Genomic DNA, 299 nt, shown 5'->3' with positions numbered 1-299 from the left:
CGTCTCCCGGTCGAACAGGTCCGTGCTGTATTCCAGCATTCCTTCCAGCCCAGCCTCCCGGCCCTCCGGATCGAGCCGCTCCCACAGGTTGAAAAGGAGGTCGAACCGCGACATCCCGGTCTCCGCCGTCCTCGCCGTCACCTCCAGCCCGGGAAATTCGAAAGCTGCCTGGTCGGTGTTCTGGAAGGCGAGCATGACCTGGAACAGGGGATGGCGTCCGAGCGACCGCGTGGGATTGAGGGCTTCGACCAGGCGCTCGAACGGCAGGTCCTGATGCGCATAGGCCGACAGGTCCCAGT

At 64.9% G+C, this 299-nt stretch carries 1 protein-coding gene; it reads right to left on the bottom strand.

What is annotated here, in order from left to right:
- The coding region (locus FFK22_RS42510) for a condensation domain-containing protein (RefSeq protein ID WP_143957078.1) at positions 1-299 on the bottom strand (299 nt) is incomplete at both ends.

Source organism: Mycobacterium sp. KBS0706, assembly GCF_005938675.2.
Taxonomy (GTDB): domain Bacteria; phylum Pseudomonadota; class Alphaproteobacteria; order DSM-16000; family Inquilinaceae; genus Inquilinus.
The sequence above is the reverse complement of the archived record's forward strand: the minus strand, read 5'-3'. Positions and strand labels throughout refer to the sequence as shown.